We start from the raw sequence: 17042 nt of genomic DNA on the forward strand, positions 1-17042 counted from the left end.
CTGCGGAGATGTCAAAATGGCGGGCTGAAATACCGTTGGCCGGCCCAGTGGCCGAGGTTTGCACGTCCGGAGGGAGGGGCCCAGTGGATACGACCACGCGCTATCCGGGGCTCTTCATTCCGCAACGATCGTCAGCATCTTTGGCCCAGCTGAACATCGCGCGTTCTCAACACCGAAAGAGGGTGATCCGCAATGCATGCTGCAGGTGCTGCCGATTTCGTCGACGATCGGTCATTTGAGTCGAATTCGGCGATGGTTGGCGAATCGGTGCCGGCGGCTTTTGCGGCTCAGCTGTTGCGTTCTCCGGGTGCGGTGGCGGTGCGGTGTGCCGGGCGGGAGTTGACGTACCGGGAGTTGGATGAGCGGGCGAATCAACTCGCCCATCGGTTGGTGGGTTTGGGGGTGGGTCCGGAGGCGCCGGTTGCGGTGCTGATGGAACGTTCGGTGGACCTGGTCGTTGCCCTGCTGGCGGTGCTGAAGTCGGGGGCGTTTTATCTGCCGTTGCACAGTGGTTATCCGTTGGAGCGCATGCAGTGGATCGTGGATGAGACGTCCGCGCCGGTACTGCTGACCGACCGGGTGATGCGTGAGCGTGGTCTGCCTGTTGCTCCTGTGGTGGTGGCGGTCGACGAGCGTGAGGAGCTGGCCGGGTTCCCCATGGGGGATCCGGGTGTGGAGAGCCGTCCGGAGCAGCTGGCGTACGTGATGTACACGTCGGGTTCGACGGGTCGTCCCAAGGGTGTTGCGGTCACGCACCGCGACATCCTCGACCTGGTCGTGGACGGCATGTTCGGGGCGGGGGCGCATGAGCGGGTGCTGATGGTGGCTCCGTATGCGTTCGATCCCTCGACGTACGAACTGTGGGTGCCGCTGCTCCACGGCGGGCGCACCGTCATCACGCCGGACGGTGATCTGAGTGTGGCGGCGCTGGCCCGGTTGATCGCCGAGGAGAGGATCACCGGGCTTCAGGTGACGGCGGGTCTGTTCCGGGTGATGGCCGAGGAGGACCCGGGCTGCTTCGCCGGCGTACGGGAGGTGATCACCGGTGGTGACGTGATCTCCCCGACCGCGGTACGCCGGGTCCTTGAGCACTGCCCGAACACCGTCGTGAGGTCGACGTACGGTCCGACCGAGACCACGTTGTTCGCCACTCAGTCCCCGTGGCGGGCTGCTGACGAGGTGCCGGCGCCGGTGCCGGTCGGGCGTCCGCTGGACGGCATGCGCGCCTATGTTCTCGATGAGACCTTGTCGCTGGTTCCGGCAGGCGTGGACGGGGAGTTGTATCTGGCGGGTGCGGGGTTGGCGCGGGGGTATTTCGGGCGTGCGGATCTGACGGCGGAGCGGTTCGTGGCCGATCCGTTCGGGCCGGCCGGCAGCCGTATGTACCGCACCGGCGACCTGGCCCGTCGGTCCGACGAAGGGCTGCTGGAGTTCGTAGGCCGGGTCGACGACCAGGTGAAAATCCGCGGGTTCCGCGTCGAACTCGCCGAGATCGAGGCGGTGTTGGGCCGCTTCCCGGGGCTCGCCCAGGTCGCGGTCATAGCCCGCGAGGACCAGCCCGGCGACAAACAACTCGTGGGCTACGTGGTCGCCCAGGCCGGCACCGAGACAGTGGACACCGAGGCTCTGCGCGAGCACGCGGCGGGTCTGCTGCCGGAGTACATGGTCCCCACCGCGTTCATGGTCCTCGACCAGCTCCCGCTGACCACCAACGGCAAACTGGACCGACGGGCCCTGCCCGCCCCGGACATGTCGAGGACAGCCGGAGCCGGACGCGGTCCGCGAACACCGCGGGAGGAGATCCTGTGCGGGCTGTTCGCCGAGGTCCTGCGCGTGCCCATGGTCGGCATCGACAACAACTTCTTCGTACTCGGCGGCCACTCCATTCGCGCGACCCGCCTGGTCAGCCGCATCCGGTCGACCCTCGGCATCGAACTTCCGGTACGCACCCTCTTCGAGGCCCCCACCGTCGCCACCCTCACCGACCGGATCGCGGAAGCGAGCTCGGCCGGGCCCGCACTGACCGCGCTGGAGCGCCCGGCACGGATCCCGCTGTCCCCCGCACAGAACCGCCTCTGGTTCCTCAACAACCTGGAGAAGACGAGCGCCACTTACGTCCTGCCGCTCGCCGTACGACTTTCAGGGGATCTCGATCGAGCAGCCCTGGAAGCGGCGATCGTCGATGTGATCGGCCGGCACGAGACGCTGCGGACGGTGTTCCCGGAGGTCGACGGGGAGCCTCAGCAGCTCATTCTGGAGCCCGACCAGGTCCGCCCTGAGCTGCCTGTGGTGGAGGTCGAGGCAGCGGACCTGGACGAGGCGCTTCGAGCAGCCGGCAACACCGCCTTCGACGTCACTGTCGATCTTCCGCTGCGAGCCCGGCTGTTCACCACCGGCCCGGACCACCACGTCCTGCTCCTGATACAGCATCACATCGCAAGCGACGGCTGGTCGTTGGCCCCGCTGGCCCGTGACATCAGCCTTGCCTACGCCGCACGGTGTGCGGGCACGGCGCCGACCTGGTCGCCGTTGCCCGTGCAGTACGCCGACTTCACGTTGTGGCAGCGTGAGATCCTCGGTGCGGAGGACGACCCCGGTTCCGTGGTGAGCAGGCAGCTGGACTTCTGGACCAACACCCTGGACGGCATCCCCGACCAGCTTGAGCTGCCTTTCGACCGCCCCCGGCCGAAGGTGGCCAGCTACTGCGGTGACACCGTTCCGATCAGGTTCGATGCCGAGTTGCACGGTGCGTTGGTCGGTCTGGCCCAGGAGACGAACACCACGTTGTTCATGGTGCTCCAGGCCGCTCTCGCCACGTTGCTGAGCCGGCTGGGTGCGGGCTCGGACATTCCGCTGGGAACTCCGGTCGCGGGACGTACCGACGAGGCACTGGACGACCTGGTCGGTTTCTTCGTCAATACCCTGGTCCTGCGGAACGACACGTCGGGCGACCCGACGTTCCGGGAACTGCTCGCCCGGACCCGGGAGACCGACCTGGCCGCGTACTCGCACCAGGACGTACCGTTCGAACGCCTCGTGGAGGCGATCAACCCCCAGCGATCACTGGCGCACAACCCCCTGTTCCAGGTCATGCTGGTGATGCACAGCAACGAGGCCCCCGCCTTCGAACTGCCCGGTCTGTCGGCCGTCGCCGAAGACCTCACCAAAGACGTGACCAGCTTCGATCTCACGTTCAACTTCTACGAGGTCACAGACGACGCCGGGGAACCCGCGGGACTCGACGGCTTCCTGGAGTACCGAACCGACCTGTCCGGTGTGAGCACCGCGGAGAGCTTCATCGAGGGCCTCCGACTGCTCCTTGCGGCCGTCGCCGAGCGCCCCGACCTGCCGATCAGCACCGCCGAAGTGCTCTCCCCGACAGAGCAGAGCGAGCTGCTCGCCGAGGGAACAGGGGGTCCGGCCCCCGAGCACTGGTTCTTCGTCGACCGGTTCCAGCAGCATGCAGAGCTCCGCCCCGACGCACCGGCGCTCGAGCACGAAGGCACCGCACTCACCTATGCCGAGCTGAACACGCGGGCCAACCAAGTGGCCCGCTGGCTGATCCGCCAGGGCATCGGCCCCGAGCAACTGGTGGCGCTGGCGGTGCCCCGGTCGGTGGAGATGGTGGCGGCACTGCTGGGCATCCTGAAGGCCGGTGCCGCCTTCCTTCCGATCGACCCGGAGTACCCGGCGGACCGCATCGCTTTCATGCTTGAGGACGCCGCCCCGGTCCGCGTGCTCACCAGCCGCGAGGCGGCCGGGCGGCTCCCGCAGGACGGCCCCGCCACCCTGCTCCTCGACGACCTCGAGGCCCTGGCCGGACTCGACGGCGCCAATCCCACGGATGCCGAGCGGACCGCTCAGCCCCGGCCCGACGGCCTGGCGTACACCGTCTACACATCGGGCTCCACCGGCAAGCCCAAGGGCGTGGCCGTCACCCACCGCGGCATCTGCGCGCTGGCCGCCACACTGGCGGAGAAGTACCAGGTCCAACCGGACGACCGTGTCCTGCAGTTGGCCTCGATCAGCTTCGACATGGCCCTCGAGGACTTCCTCAGGGCGTTCTGCTTCGGCGCGACCCTCGTCGTCCCCGCACCCGGACCCCTCGTCGGGGACGCCCTCGGCGACTATCTGGAGCAGCGCCGGATCTCCTGCTCCGACATGCCGCCCAGCGTGCTCGCCACCCTCCCGGCGCGGCACTTCCCCGCCCTGCGCGTGCTGAGTGTCGGCGGCGAGGCGTGCCCCCCGGCACTGACCGCGCGCTGGGCCGACGGGCGGCGGATGCTGAACCTCTACGGGCCCACCGAGACGACGATCTCGGCGACGGCCAGCGAGCCGCTGTCCGGCACCGACGGGTCCGCGTCCACCTCCATCGGAGCCCCGGTCAGGGGCACCCGAGCGTACGTTCTGGACGAGCGGCTGCGGCTGGTGCCGCGAGGGGTGCCGGGGGAGTTGTACATCGCCGGCTCGGGCGTGGCCCGCGGGTATCTGCGTCGCCCGGGACTGACGGCGGAGCGGTTCGTGGCCGATCCCTTCGGCCCGGCCGGAAGCCGCATGTACCGCACCGGTGACCTGATGCGGTGGCGAGGCGACGGCCAGCTCGAGTTCGTCGGCCGGGTCGACGACCAGGTGAAGATCCGCGGTTTCCGCATCGAACTGGGCGAGATCGAGGCGGTGTTGGGTCGTCACCCGGCCGTGTCGCAGGTCGTGGTCGTGGTGCGCGAGGACGAGCCGGGAGACAAGCGTCTGGTGGCCTATGCGGTCGCTGGAACCGGGAGCGAGGAGGCGGACGCGGACGCCTTGCGTGCCCATGTGGGCGGGCTGCTGCCGGAGTTCATGATTCCGTCCGCATTCGTCATTCTTGACTGCCTGCCGTTGACCACGAACGGCAAGCTGGACCGGCGAGCTCTGCCGGCTCCGGTGTACGAGGCGGAGACGGGCGGACGTGGCGCGCGGACTCCGCAGGAGGAGGTCCTGTGCGGGCTGTTCGCCGAGATTCTGGGCCTGCCCTCGGTCGGAATCGACGACAGCTTCTTCGAGCTCGGCGGGCATTCTCTGCTCGCCACCCGCGTGGTCAGCCGGATCAGGTCGATCCTGGGTGTCGAGTTGCCGGTGCGGACCTTGTTCGAGGCTCCCACAGTCGCGGCGTTGACGGGTCGGGTCGCGGAGGCGGAGTCAGGTTCGGCCAGGCCCGCGTTGACGGTGACGGAGCGGCCGGAGCTGATTCCGCTGTCACCCGCACAGAACCGCCTGTGGTTCCTGAACAAGCTGGAAGAGGCGAGTGCCACCTACAACGTCCCGGTGGCATTCCGGACCACCGGAGACCTGGACGCGGGTGTCCTCGAACAGGCACTGAATGATGTAGTGGTACGCCACGAGAGCCTGCGGACGGTCTTCCGGGAGATCGACGGAACCCCGGCGCAGACAGTGCTGGCAGCGGACGCCTTCGACCTGAAGCTGCACCACGTCAGCTGTGGTGCAGATCAAATCGATGCGACGCTGCGGACGGCCGGGCAGTATGTCTTCGACCTGTCCGCCGAACTGCCACTGCGAGCAACGCTGTTCACCGTCAGCGCGAAGGAGCATGTACTGCTGCTGCTCACGCATCACATCGCGAGCGACGGCGCCTCGATGGGGCCGCTCGGACGCGATCTGGAGACCGCGTTCCGCGCCCGGCTCGAGGGCCGCGCCCCGACGTGGTCCGCGCTCCCGGTGCAGTACGCCGACTACACCCTGTGGCAGCGACAGCTCCTCGGCGCGGAAGACGACCCCGACTCCCTGGTGAGCAAGCAACTGACGTACTGGAAAGAAGAGTTGAAGGGCAGTCCGGACCGTCTTGAGCTGCCTTTCGACCACCCCCGGCCGCAGGTGGCCAGCTACCGCGGCGACATGGTTCCGGTCCGGATCGGCCCCGAGCTGCACCGCACGCTCGTCGACCTGGCCCGGGACACGAACACCACGGTGTTCATGGTGCTCCAGGCCGCTGTCGCCACCCTGCTGAGCCGGTTGGGCGCGGGGTCGGACATCCCGATCGGCACCCCGAGCGCAGGACGCACCGACGAGGCCCTCGACGATCTGGTCGGTGTCTTCCTCAACACGCTGGTGCTGCGGACCGACACCTCGGGGGACCCGACCTTCCTGGAACTCCTGGAGCAGGTCCGCAAGACCGCCCTGACCGCCTACATGCACCAGGACGTGCCGTTCGAGCGCGTGGTCGAGGCCGTCAACCCGCCTCGCTCACTGTCCTGGCATCCGCTCTTCCAGGTCATGGTGGTCCTGCAGAACACCGGTGGATACGAGTTCTCGTTGCCCGGCGTGGTGACGGAGGCCGAGGGGGTGTTCAGCACTCGCACGGCCAAGTTCGACCTCGGCTTCATCCTCAGCGAGCACTACGAGGCCGACAACCGTCCGGCCGGGTTCGACGGAATGCTGGAGTACAACACCGACGTCTTCGAGAAGGGCACTGCCGAACGGATGGTGGCCCAGCTGGTGCGGCTGCTGACAGAGCTCAGCACCACTCCCGACCGCCGGATCTGGGAAGCGGAGATCCTGTCGGAGACAGAGCGCGTGCAGTTGTTGGAGTCGTGGGCCGGCGCGGAGCCCGGCGAGCAGCTCGAGGCTGGTTCGGTGCCGGCGGGCTTCGCGGCTCAGGTGTTGCGTTCGCCGGGTGCGGTGGCGGTGCGGTGTGCCGGGCGGGAGTTGACGTACCGGGAGTTGGATGAGCGGGCGAATCAACTGGCGCACCGGCTGCTGGATTTGGGGGTGGGTCCGGAGGCACCGGTTGCGGTGCTGATGGAACGTTCGGTGGACCTGGCCGTCGCCCTGCTCGCAGTGCTCAAGGCCGGGGCGTTCTACCTGCCGCTGCACAGTGGTTATCCGTTGGAGCGCATGCAGTGGATCGTGGATGAGACGTCCGCGCCGGTCCTGCTGACCGACCGGGTGATGCGTGAGCGTGGTCTGCCTGTTGCTCCTGTGGTGGTGGCGGTCGACGAGGACGAGGAGCTGGCCGGGTTCCCGGTCGGAGACCCCGGGGTGGAGAGCCGTCCGGAGCAACTCGCGTACGTGATGTATACGTCGGGTTCGACGGGTCGTCCGAAGGGTGTGGCGGTCACCCATCGCGACATCCTTGATCTGGTCGTGGACGGCATGTTCGGGGCGGGTGCGCATGAGCGGGTGCTGCTGCTGGCCTCGTACGCCTTCGACCCCTCGACGTACGCCTTCTGGGTGCCGCTGTTGCACGGTGGGCGCACCGTCATCACACCGGAGGGCGAGTTGGGGGTCGCCGAACTGGCCCAGCTGATCGTGGAGGAGGAGATCACTGGTCTGGACATCACCGCGGGCTTGTTCCGGGTGATGGCCGAGGAGGACCCGGGTTGCTTCGCGAACGTACGAGAGGTGATCACCGGCGGTGACCTGATATCCCCGACCGCGGTACGCCGGGTTCTTGAGCACTGCCCGGACACGGTGGTGCGCTGCGCCTACGGTCCGACCGAGACCACCCTGTTCGCCACTCAGTCCCCGTGGCGGGCTGCTGACGAGGTGCCGGCGCCGGTGCCGGTCGGGCGTCCGCTGGACGGCATGCGCGCCTACATCTTGGACGGCAATCTGCGGCTGGTTCCGGCAGGTGTAGCCGGGGAGTTGTATCTGGCGGGTGCGGGCTTGGCGCGGGGGTATTTCGGGCGTGCGGATCTGACGGCGGAGCGGTTCGTGGCCGATCCGTTCGGACCGGCCAGCAGCCGCATGTACCGCACCGGCGACCTGGCCCGCTGGTCCGACAAGGGCCTGCTGGAATTCGTCGGCCGAGCCGACAGCCAGGTGAAGATCCGCGGCTTCCGCATCGAACTCGGTGAGGTCGAAGCGGTGTTGAGCCGCTTCCCGGGGCTCACCCAGGTCGCGGTCATGGCCCGCGAGGACCAGCCCGGCGACAAACGCCTGGTCGGCTACGTGGTTGCCGAGCCCGACAACGAAACCCTGGACATGGAGGCTCTGCGCGAGCACGCGGCGGGTCTGCTGCCGGAGTACATGGTTCCCTCCGCGTTCGTGGTCCTCGACCAGCTCCCGCTGACCGCCAACAACAAGGTCGACCAACGGGCTCTGCCCGCCCCCGACCTGCCGGCGACGGCCGGTACCGGACGCGGCCCGCGGAACCCACGGGAGGAGATCCTGTGCGGCCTGTTCGCCGAGGTCCTGAACGTGCCCACGGTCGGCATCGACGACAACTTCTTCGTGCTCGGCGGCCACTCCACCCTCGCCATCCGCCTGGCCAGCCGCATCCGCTCGACCCTGAACGTCGAACTTCCGGTACGCACCCTCTTCGAGGCCCCCACCATCGCCACCCTCGTCCGGCAGTTGGACCAGACGCCGGGAAGCAATTCCGGGGACTCGCTGGGAGTCCTGCTCCCTCTGCGCACCGAAGGGGAGCTCGACCCGCTGTTCTGCATCCATCCGGCGATCGGGCTCAGTTGGGCGTACTCCGGCCTCCTGCGTCATCTGGACCGTCAGCAGCCGCTTTACGGCCTTCAGGCCCGCAGGTTCAGCGAACCGGACGCCGCGGCGCCCGGGCTGGAGGAGATGGTCGAGGACTACCTGAACGAGATCCGAACAGTTCAGCCTTCCGGTCCCTACTCCCTCCTGGGCTGGTCCTTCGGGGGCATCGTGGCGCACGCCGTCGCCGTCCGCCTGCAGGAGGAAGGCGAGGAAGTCGCTCTGCTCGCCATGATGGACAGTTACCTGCCCACTGACGGCTGGGAGAGCGAGCGGTTGTCGTACGACAGCCCGGAGGTACTGAGTGCCATCGCCGAATCCATCGGACATGACCCGACATCGCCTGAAAGTCCTCTCGCCGGGCTTGGCGTGGATGAGCACTCGGCCCTCGTCAAAGTCTTCGTGGACATCGCCAACTTGAGCGATCACATCAATGTCGGCAACTTCATGGGCGACATACTCTTCTTTGCCGCGACTGCGGACAAGGAGGGCAGTGAACTCGCCCCCGACGTCTGGTCTCCGCATACGAGTGGACGCGTTGAAGTACACGCCATCGATTGCGTGCACGGGGCGATGACCGAGTCCCGCCCGCTGTCCGAAATAGGACAGACACTGGCTGCAAGGTTGGCCGGTGGCGCGGGAAAACAGAGCAAGGGGTGACTCTTCCCTTCCCCCGTCCGGGGTGCTCTCTCTGTCTCACGGCAGCAATCCAACAATCCATTTCCAGGAGAACCGTTGACAGTCACCAGCGAAGAGAAGGCGACCCAGCCGCAATTGGGCAGCAACTTCAACAAGGTATGGGTGGCCATGATCGCCTCGTCCTTGGGCGATGGTGTTCAGCTGGCTGCGCTGCCCCTGCTGGCGGTCCAACTCACCAGTGATCCCTTGCTCATTGGTGCGGTCGGCGCCATCGGAACCTTGCCATGGTTCCTGTTCGGCCTGCCGGCCGGAGCGCTGGTGGACCGGTGGGACCGGAGAAAGGTGATGCTCCGTGCGGACCTCGTCCGGTTCGTCGTCATCGCCCTGCTCACGGTCGCCGTACTGACCGATCACGCAAGCATCTTCCTGCTGATAGTGGCGGGATTCGCGCTGGGCTGCGGAGATATCTTCTTCGACATCTCCGCGCAGGCCGTCTTGCCGGTGGTCGCCTCCGGGGAACAAGCGCTCATTCGGGCCAACGGCCGGATCTCCGCGGCTCAGATCAATGGCGAACAGCTCGCAGGACCCTCGCTCGGCGGTGTGCTCTTCTCCCTGTCACACTCTCTGCCGTTTCTGGGGAACGCGATCTCCTTCTTGATCAGCGCATTCTTCGTCGGTTCCCTGAAGGGTGACTTCGGGAACGCCCCGACCGCCGAGCCGACCCGCAGAAGCCTGCGCGCCGAGGTCGCCGAAGGGCTGCGCTGGCTGCTGAAGCATCGAGTACTACGAGCGCTGTCCGCCACCGCAGCCGTCGGCAATCTCGTCCTCACCGCCAAAATGGCGCTGCTGGTCCTGCTGGCCAAGGACCAACTCGGCCTCGGTGAGATCGGCTACGGCCTGCTGCTGAGCTCGACCGCGGTCGGTGCCTTCGTCGGCAGTTTTGTGGCCTCTTCGATCTCCAAGAAGCTCCAAGTGGGCAGCATGCGATTCCTCGGCCTGATCGTCGAAGGACTGGCGGTCGTCGGACTCGGCCTGACCGAGAACCCCTGGGTCGCCGGCGGAATGATGGCCATCGTCGGATTCTCGATGAGTGTCAATATCGTCGTCGTCGGAGCACTGCGGCAGCGTCTCGCACCGCCGGAAATTCGTGGACGAGTGCTCTCTGCCAGCCGGTTGATCTCGCTCGTGGGTGCACCGTTCGGAGGTGTTCTCGGCGGCTACCTCGCGAGTGAGTTCACTCTGCGGACGCCGTTCATCATGGGCGGCCTCCTGATGGTCCTGGTGGCCCTGGTCAGCCTGCCCGCCCTGAGCAACCGCTCCATTCGAGAAGCGACGGAAGAAGCTTCCGTCACGCCGTCGAACCAGGACGCGTCGAAGTAGTCGCGGGGTCGCTGTTTCTCCTAGGCAAGCGAGGTTGCATGAACGACAGTGGAGCGGCACTCCTGGCCGCCGACCTGAGCACGGATCGACTGCATTCATCGCTCCGGGATCCGGCGCTCGCCTCCATGAACTTCTTGAACGAGGTGGCCGGCCGATTCCCGGAGGCCATTTCGCTCGCCGCCGGCCGGCCCAGCGAAGACTTCTTCGACGTCGACGATCTTCCCCGATATCTGCAGATCTTCTGCGACTACCTGGCCGCCGAGAAGGGTGCGGACACAGAACTCGTACGCCGCACCCTGTTCCAGTACGGCCGGACCAAGGGCATCATCCACGAGCTGCTAGCCCGGCATCTCGCCTGCGACGAGGGCATCGACGTCGACCCGGAGTCGATCGTCGTCACGGTCGGCTGTCAGGAGGCGATGTTCCTGGTGCTCCGGGCGCTTCGCACGGACGAGCGTGACGTCCTGCTGACGGCCTCGCCGTGCTACGTCGGACTGACCGGTGCCGCGAGGCTGGTGGACATGCCCCTCTGGCCGGTGCGGGAGAACGAGGACGGCATTGACCTCGACCACCTGGTCGAGCAGATCGAGGCGGTGCGCGCCGCGGGGAAGCGGCCGCGGGCCTTCTATCTCGTCCCGGACTTCGCCAACCCCTCCGGCGCGAGCATCGGCCTGGAGGCCAGGCAGAAATTGCTTGCCATCGCGGCCGAGCACGATCTGCTGATTCTTGAGGACAATCCATACGGTTTGTTCCAGGCCGGAGACGGTCAGCGCTTGCCCACACTCAAGGCCCTCGACACGTCGCGGCGGGTGATCTATCTCGGCTCGCTCGCAAAGACCTGTTTCCCCGGAGCCAGGATCGGCTTTGTCGTCGCGAATCAGCGCGTGGCCCGTGCGGAGGGAGATTTGACGCTTTTCGCGGACGAACTGTCCAAGATCAAAAGCATGCTCACCGTGAACACCTCGCCCGTGGCCCAGGCCGTAGCGGGGGGCAAGCTGCTGGAGCATGACTGCAGTCTGGTCAAGGCAAATGTGCGAGAAACGCAGCTCTACAGCCGAAATCTGCGACTACTGCTGGAGGGGCTGGAGCGACGGTTTCCGCGAGGCGAGAACCACCAGGTCTCATGGAATGCGCCCGGCGGTGGATTCTTCGCGGTAGTCAATGTTCCGTTCATTGCCGATGACGCCGCACTGGAATATGGGGCCAGTAAGTACGGCGTTCTGTGGACGCCCATGAGTCACTTCTACGACGGCCGTGGCGGCGAGAACCAGCTACGCCTTTCGGTGAGCGTGGTGTCGCCGGCTGAGATTGAAGCAGGACTGGATCGCCTGGCGATGCTGATCGCCGACCTTTCCGGCAAGGAAAAATCTACGCAGTAGTCACCTATTCTGAAGGCCAGGAGATTTCCATGCCGAACAAGGGCATATTCGCTGACGATCTCAACAGCGTGGACCTGACGGACCCGAACACCTTCCTGCGTACTGACATGGAAGATTTCTGGCAGCGTGTGCGAGCCGAGCAGCCCGTATACCTGCATCCGACCACGGACCGCGGGTCCGAATTCTGGGCGGTGTCCCGGTACTCGGACGCCATGGCCGTTCTGCAGGACGCCGAGCGATTCAGCTCGCAGCCCGGGAACATGATGTCCTCGCTGCACAAGCCCGGAGGGGACCCGGCGGCCGGCAAGATCCTGGCGCTCACCGATGCACCGCGCCACAACGCCATGCGGACGATCCTGCTGAAGGCGTTCAGTCCCCGGATCCGCCAAGAAGTGACGGACAAACTGCAACAGAGGGTCGACCGTGCCCTCGGCCCCGCCGTCGGTGCAGGGACCTTCGACTTCGCCAAGGAGGTCGCGGAGGTCATCCCCATGGGGATGATCTGTGACCTGCTTGGCTTTCCGTCGGAGGATCACAAGTACGTGCTCGACCTGAGTCGGGAGGCGGTCAGCGCGGACGACGAGGGGCAGACCGAGGAGGACGTCTGGCTCTCTCGCAACGAACTCCTCATCTATTGCCAGGAGATCATCGAGGCCCGCCGCGAAGATCCGCAGGACGACTTGATCAGCGCCATGGCCACCTGCCGGATCAACGGTGAGCCGATGACCGACGACGAAGTGGTCCTCAACTGCTACGGGTTCATCCTCGCGGGAGATCACACCAGCCGCCTGGCCATGGTCGGCGCCGTACTCGCCTTCTCCCAGCACCCCGATCAGTGGCTGGCGTTGAAGGAAGGGCGTGTTTCGATGGCGAGCGCGGTCGAGGAGATCGTGCGCTGGACCACGCCGGCGATGCACATCGGTCGTACCGCGACAGCCGAAGTCACCATCGGCGGCCAGACGATCCGCGAAGGTGACCACGTCATCCTCTGGAGCACTTCCGCGAACCGCGATGAAAGCGTCTTCTCGGACCCGCACCGTTTTGACCTGGCAAGGACTCCCAACAAGCACCTGGGCTTCGGCTACGGGCCCCACTTCTGCTTCGGGTCATACCTCGGGCGAGCCGAAATCACTGCCGTACTGAAGATCCTCATGAGCAGGGTCGATCAGATCGAGCTCACGGGTGACCCCAAGGCGCTCTACTCGACGTTCCTCCGCGGATACAGCAGCCTGCCGGTCTCCCTGAGCCCCAGCCGAGTCGCTGCGGAATAGTGGGGTTGCCGCTCCGGTCGTCACGAGGTCACCGGCTGCCCCGTCCCCGCCTGACCAAGACCGACCGAGCAAGAATTCACGCCCCGACGCACCCTCAGCATCAACCGTCCACAACAACGTGACAGTGCCGCCCCGACACGTTCGGGCTGATTCCCTATTGTTGCCCAGCGGGCCGGACCGGGTCCGCTGGTCGGCGACGGTGCTCCGCGCGCCGCGGGAGGGGAGACGGTCGTGTGGGGTACCGGGGGCAGCGGTGTCATCCGCCGTGGGGTCGAGGCGACTTGTCTGGGCGACCGGTGGCGGGCGACACGGCCCTGGCCGGTGTCCTGGCGGCCGTATGTGGTGAGTTACGCCGGTTATTGGGACACGGCGATCTCGCCGTACCGGGTCCGGCTGGTTCCGACGGGCCGGGCCGTCGTGGTGATCAACCTGGCGGAGCCGTTCACCCAGGTCCTCCGCCCGGGCCGGGAGGGCCCCTCCGGTGGTGTGGTCGGGTCGCTGGCCGGGGGCTTGGAGGACGGGCCCAGGGAACTGGTCCACCCCGGCGGTCAGATGGCGATCCGCCTGGAGCTGACGCCGCTCGGCGCGTACCGGCTGTTCGCGGTGCCGATGAGCGAGTTGGCCAACCGGGTGGTCGAGCTGGCCGATGTGCTGGGTCCGGGCGCGGGTGAGTTGGTGGAGCGGCTCGCGGCCGCCCCCGACTGGGCGTCCCGGTTCGACCTGCTGGATGTCGCGTTGTCGGCCCGGTTCGAGCGGGGTCCGGTGCCGGCGCCCGAGGTGAGCCAGGCATGGCGGCTGCTGTCGGGCGCGGGCGGGGCGGTCCCGATCGCCCGGGTCGCTGCCGAGGTGGGCTGGAGCCAGGGCCATCTGGTGCGCCGGTTCACCGAACAGGTCGGCCTGACGCCCAAGATGTCCGCGCGGGTGCTGCGATTCCACCGGGCCGTGGGGCTGTTGACGTGCGGGGGAGTGGACCCCGTCGAGGTGTCGGCCGCCTGCGGCTTCTACGACCAGGCCCACCTCAACCGCGAGTTCCGCGCGCTTGCCGGGACCACCCCTGGGCGCGTGGCGGGTGCACGGGTGGCGGAGGGAGCCCTCGCGCACTGAGCGGCGAGGTGAAATTTATCCAAGCCAGGTGGTGGGCGCGTCGCTATCGTCCCCGGCAGTGATCTTGGACGTACGGGCAGTGGCGGCGCCTTGGCCCGACGCCCGGGTTCAACAGTGTCGAGTCAGGGGGAATCCACGATGTCGTACCCGAATTCCACTGCGGGCGCCCGGCCCGCGCGCCGTCGCGGGCGCTGGGAGCGCTACAAGGTCACGCGTCCGTTCTCGGGCCAGGACCTGGCGGGCCTGTGGGGCGCGATCATCGGAGTGGTGGCTCTGGCCGTGCTGCTGGGGTGGGCGCTCGACATGAAGGGCGGCGTGGTGATCGTCGCCGCGATCCCGTTCATCTCGCAGTGGTTCGACTCCCGACGCATCCTGTTCCAGTTCGACGCCGCCGGGGTGCGGGTCGGCAATGTGATCCTGCCGTGGAACGGCGTCACCCAGTTCGTGGTCGCAACCCCCCAAGGAAGTGAACAGGCCCTGATCGGGGCGCGGTTGCGGCCCGGCGCGATGCTGCCGGCCGGCGCGCAGGTCCAGCCGCAGCACCCGGCCATGTCGGCCCCGCTGTATGTGTCGGTCCAGCGGCACAAGTTCGAGCTGGGCACGATGGTGACCAAGGCGCGCAAGTACGCCCCGGCGCACATCCAGGTCGTGGTGGCCGAGCCTTCCGGGGAGCGCGTCGCGTCCTAGCGTCGGGGGTTCGGGGGGCAGGTCGGGGCCGTACGCATTCGCGTGCGGCCCCGACCTGTTGGTGGTTCAGGCGGTGGCGTAGTCGGCGAGGGCGGGCTCGAGCAGGCCGAAGGCCTCGGCGGCGTCGGCGGTGATGGTGCGGGCGATCTCGTCGCCCGGGCGGCCCGCCAGCGTGAGGTCCTGGATGCGCTGGAACAGTACGCGGTGGACGGTGGCCAGCAGTCCAGCGGCGGTCTGGACGGTGATGTCGCCGGATTCGGCTCCGGTGGCCTCGGCGAGGGCCTCGGCGAGGCGGTGCTCGCGCTGGTCGTGCAGCCCGCGCAGGCAGGCGGTCAGGGTCGGGCTGTCGGCGATCATGCGGGCGAAGTCCGGTCCGGCGAACCCGGCGACCGGGTTCTGGGCCGCGGCGGCGTCCTGGAAGGCGCGGCGCAGCACGGCGAGGGCCGATTCGCCGGGGCGGCGGGCGGCGACGGCCTCGGCCAGGGAGGCGGCGAACGCCTCCTGGTGGTCCAGGGCCAAGTCCTCCTTGCGGGCGAAGTAGTTGGTGACCGTCTTCTTCGCGATCCGGGAGGCGATGGCGATCTCGGCGATGGTGGTCCGCTCGAAGCCCTGGGCGATGAACAGCCGCGTGGCCTGGTCGGAGATGAGCTGCCGGGTCTCCTGTTTCTTGGATTCCCGCAGGCCGGAGGGTTGCGGGGGCGTTGCAGTGTCGGTAGCCATGAGGGAATCTTACCCTCATGGCATTTTTACGTTGACAGTCGCGCTACTCCTGGTCTAAGTTTACGTCCGTCGTAAAAATACGACGACGGAATGAAGCGACATGACGACGACGGACCGACGAGGAGAGTGCATGCCCGACCTTGACCGCACCACGGCCTCCGCCCGCTCGACCGACCACGCCGAACCCCCGACCGGCACCGGCGCTGCCGGCCGCGCTCCGCGCCCGGCCCGGCGCCGAGGCGTCGACCTTCGCCACCTCGCGAACGACCGGTCCAAGTCGGGACGGCGCGAACCCCGGATCTCCCGCAACATCCCCCGCCGCCGCGGCTATTGACCGCGCAAGCGCCTCTCGGCCCGCGCACGCGCAACCGTCCACTCGCCACTCGCCAAACAGAGCTCACCACTCACAGGGAGACCTACTTGAAGATCGCCGCGTCCACCGTCTCGCTCACCGTCGCCGATGTCGCCGCCTCTCAGGCGTTCCTCACCGACCACCTGGGCTACACCACCCAGGCCGATGCCGACGGCTTCGCGTCCCTCACCCGCAGCGACGCGGTCGACATCGTGCTGCTGGCCCGCGGCACCGAGGTCCTGCCGCCCGAGCAGCGTGACCAGCAGGCCAGTGGCCTGATCCTGGCCTTCACCCTTGAAGGCGGTCTCGATGACGAGGAGAAGCGGCTGCGCGACGCCGGAGTCGAGATCACCATGGCGCTGCGCGAGGAACCCTGGGGCGAGCGCCTGTTCCAGATCACCGACCCCAACGGAGTGATCATCCAGTTCGTCGAGTGGACCACGCCCGCCGCCTGACCCGCTTGGCCCCCGCCTTCGGGCGGGGGCCGGGGGAGTGGCCGGGCGGAGGCCCCCGCCGCAGCTCTGGTCACTCGGTGCCGGGGGTCTTGCGTGTGGTGGTGTTCATCCGGTTCCAGGCGTTGACCGTGAAGATCAGGGCGATCAGCTGGGCCAGTTCCTTCTCGTCGAAGTGCTTCTCCGCCTCGGCGTAGACGTCGTCCGATACGCCCTGGGGCAGGAGGGTGACGGCCTCGGTCAGCGCCAGCGCCGCCCGCTCCTTGGGGGTGTAGAGACTCGACTCGTGCCAGGCGCTGAGCTGGTAGATCCGGGCCTCGCTCTCGCCTGCCCGGCGGGCATCGCCCGTGTGGTAATCGATGCAGTACGCACAGGAGTTGACCTGCGAGGTGCGGATGTTGACCAACTCGACGAGGACCGGGTCGAGGCCGTCACGGGCGGCCGCGTCCAGGGCCAGGACGGCCCGGAAGACCTTCGGGGAGACCTGGGAGAAGTTCATGCGCTCGGGCACCTGAAAAGTTGTCATGCCTCAAACCCTAGGGAGTAAAAGCCCCCAGGTAGGGTGCATTCCCAT

General features: G+C 67.4%; 10 protein-coding genes. 8 read left to right on the forward strand and 2 right to left on the reverse strand.

Annotated elements, in window-relative coordinates:
• The first annotated feature begins 252 nt into the window (after positions 1–252).
• From OG430_RS46995 to OG430_RS47020, 6 genes are all read left to right on the forward strand, one after another.
• The gene (locus tag OG430_RS46995) at positions 253–9144 is read left to right on the forward strand and encodes a non-ribosomal peptide synthetase (protein ID WP_327358870.1); all 8892 of its coding nucleotides are present in this window, start codon (positions 253–255) and stop codon (positions 9142–9144) included.
• Between the two features lie 75 nt (positions 9145–9219).
• Positions 9220–10503 carry an MFS transporter gene (locus OG430_RS47000; protein ID WP_327358871.1) on the forward strand — a complete coding sequence of 428 codons (1284 nt, stop codon included), beginning with the start codon at positions 9220–9222 and terminating at the stop codon, positions 10501–10503.
• Positions 10504–10541: 38 nt separating this feature from the next.
• Positions 10542–11882: an aminotransferase-like domain-containing protein gene (locus tag OG430_RS47005; protein ID WP_327358872.1), complete on the forward strand. Its 1341-nt coding sequence runs from the start codon at positions 10542–10544 to the stop codon at positions 11880–11882.
• Between the two features lie 29 nt (positions 11883–11911).
• A complete protein-coding gene (locus OG430_RS47010; RefSeq protein WP_327358873.1) occupies positions 11912–13153 on the forward strand; it encodes a cytochrome P450 in 1242 nt (413 codons plus the stop codon).
• A 231-nt stretch (positions 13154–13384) separates the two neighbouring features.
• A complete protein-coding gene (locus OG430_RS47015; RefSeq protein WP_327358874.1) occupies positions 13385–14257 on the forward strand; it encodes a helix-turn-helix domain-containing protein in 873 nt (290 codons plus the stop codon).
• A gap of 138 nt (positions 14258–14395) precedes the next feature.
• The gene (locus OG430_RS47020; protein ID WP_327358875.1) at positions 14396–14944 is read left to right on the forward strand and encodes a hypothetical protein; all 549 of its coding nucleotides are present in this window, start codon (positions 14396–14398) and stop codon (positions 14942–14944) included.
• Between the two features lie 66 nt (positions 14945–15010).
• Here OG430_RS47020 and OG430_RS47025 read toward each other — a convergent pair whose 3' ends face one another.
• Positions 15011–15664, reverse strand: coding sequence for a TetR/AcrR family transcriptional regulator (locus tag OG430_RS47025; protein WP_327358876.1), 654 nt, complete (start codon positions 15662–15664; stop codon positions 15011–15013).
• A gap of 130 nt (positions 15665–15794) precedes the next feature.
• Between OG430_RS47025 and OG430_RS47030 the strand changes: the two genes are divergently transcribed.
• On the forward strand, positions 15795–15998 hold the full coding sequence (locus OG430_RS47030) for a hypothetical protein (RefSeq protein ID WP_327358877.1): 204 nt from the start codon (positions 15795–15797) through the stop codon (positions 15996–15998).
• An 86-nt stretch (positions 15999–16084) separates the two neighbouring features.
• Entirely contained in the window at positions 16085–16471 is a 387-nt protein-coding gene (locus OG430_RS47035; RefSeq protein WP_327358878.1) for a VOC family protein, read from the forward strand.
• A gap of 70 nt (positions 16472–16541) precedes the next feature.
• Here the strand turns inward: OG430_RS47035 and OG430_RS47040 are convergent, their stop codons facing one another.
• Positions 16542–16967, reverse strand: a complete 426-nt coding sequence (locus OG430_RS47040; RefSeq protein ID WP_442816774.1) for a carboxymuconolactone decarboxylase family protein — start codon at positions 16965–16967, stop codon at positions 16542–16544.
• Positions 16968–17042: the final 75 nt, after the last annotated feature.

This window comes from Streptomyces sp. NBC_01304, assembly GCF_035975855.1.
GTDB lineage: Bacteria > Actinomycetota > Actinomycetes > Streptomycetales > Streptomycetaceae > Streptomyces.

What these genes read in the sequence shown, in the direction of transcription:
- OG430_RS47030 (WP_327358877.1), top strand. Translation starts at nt 15,795, where the DNA reads ATGCCCGACCTTGACCGCACCACGGCCTCCGCCCGCTCGACCGACCAC.
- OG430_RS47040 (WP_442816774.1), bottom strand. Translation starts at nt 16,967, where the DNA reads ATGAACTTCTCCCAGGTCTCCCCGAAGGTCTTCCGGGCCGTCCTGGCC.
- OG430_RS47010 (WP_327358873.1), top strand. Translation starts at nt 11,912, where the DNA reads ATGCCGAACAAGGGCATATTCGCTGACGATCTCAACAGCGTGGACCTG.
- OG430_RS47025 (WP_327358876.1), bottom strand. Translation starts at nt 15,664, where the DNA reads ATGGCTACCGACACTGCAACGCCCCCGCAACCCTCCGGCCTGCGGGAA.
- OG430_RS47020 (WP_327358875.1), top strand. Translation starts at nt 14,396, where the DNA reads ATGTCGTACCCGAATTCCACTGCGGGCGCCCGGCCCGCGCGCCGTCGC.
- OG430_RS47005 (WP_327358872.1), top strand. Translation starts at nt 10,542, where the DNA reads ATGAACGACAGTGGAGCGGCACTCCTGGCCGCCGACCTGAGCACGGAT.
- OG430_RS46995 (WP_327358870.1), top strand. Translation starts at nt 253, where the DNA reads ATGGTTGGCGAATCGGTGCCGGCGGCTTTTGCGGCTCAGCTGTTGCGT.